Genomic DNA, 1323 nt, shown 5'->3' on the forward strand with positions numbered 1-1323 from the left:
GGGCCGCGTCGACGAGGACCGGTTCGCCGCCGCCCTGGCGGCCGCCGCCGCCGAGACCGACACGCTGCGCACCCGCGTCACCGAGGTCGGCGGGGTGCCGCACCAGGTGGTGGCCGCGACCGGCGGCGGCGACCTGGAGCGGCGGGACCTGCGCGGCGCCGCCGACCCCGAGGGCGCGGCGCTGGCGTGGATGCGCGCCGACATGGGCACCGCGGTCGACCCCCTGGGCCCGCGGCTGCACCGGTTCGCGCTGCTGCGCGTGGCCGACGGCCGGTACCTGTGGTACCAGCGGTTCCACCACATCATCGCCGACGCCTACGCCATCACCACGTTCACCCGGCGCGTCGCCGAGGTCTACACCCGGCTCGCCGAGGGCGGCCCGGTCCCGGGGCGCCGCTTCGGCGCGCTCGCCGACGTGATCGCCGACGAGGCCGCCTACGACGCGTCCGAGCGCCGCGCGGCCGACCGCGCCCACTGGGCCCGGGTCCTGGCCGACCGGCCCGAGCCCGCCCTGCTGGGCACCGCCCCGCCCGCGCCCGCCCGCGCGGCCGCCGCCGCGTCGGCGGCGGTCGGCGCCGACCTGCTCGACCGGCTCACCGCGCTCGGCGCCGGCGCCCGCGCCACCTGGGCGGAGGTGGTGGTGGCCGCCTTCGCCGCCTACGTCCACCGCCGCACCGGGGCGCCCGACGTCGTCCTGGGCATGCCCGCCATGGGCCGGCTGGGGGCGCCCGCGCTGCGCACCCCGGCCATGGTCGTCAACATCCTGCCCCTGCGGCTGGCCGTGCGCCCCGCCGACCGGGTCGGCGACCTGGTCGCCCGCACCACCGCCGCACTGCGCGACCTGCGCGCCCACCAGCGCTACCGGGCCGAGGACATCCGCCGCGACCTCGCCCTCGTCGGCCGCGCCGCCGGCCTGTACGGGCCGGTCGTCAACATCAAGGCGTTCGACTACGACCTCGACTTCGCCGGGGTGCGCGGCGCCACCCGCACCCTGTCCGAGGGGCCCGTCGACGACACGTCCCTGTCGGTGTACCGCGACCCGGAGGGCGGGCTCCGCCTCGAACTGCGCGGCAACGCCGCCCGCTACACCGCCGCCGGCCTGGAGACCCGCCTGGCCGAGTTCGGCCGGGTGCTCGCCGGCCTGGCCCCGGCCGGCGCCGACGCGGCCGCCGACCGGCGGGTGGGCGCCCTGGACCTCGTCGCCGACCCGGCCGGCCGCGCCCGCTCCGGCCCCGACCGGACCCCGCCCACCGGCTCCGTCGGCGCGCTCATCGCCGCCGCGGCGGCCGCCCGGCCCGACGCGGTGGCCGTCCGCGCCGGGGG

Annotated in this window: 1 protein-coding gene; it reads left to right on the plus strand. The window is 80.8% G+C overall.

Annotated features, from left to right (window positions below):
* Window positions 1-1323 (plus strand): condensation domain-containing protein (locus tag NT8_RS28085; RefSeq protein WP_245646365.1); only part of this gene is annotated, 1323 nt, incomplete at both ends.

This window comes from Nocardiopsis trehalosi NBRC 14201 (assembly GCF_001552555.1).
Taxonomy (GTDB): Bacteria; Actinomycetota; Actinomycetes; order Streptosporangiales; family Streptosporangiaceae; genus Nocardiopsis_B; species Nocardiopsis_B trehalosi.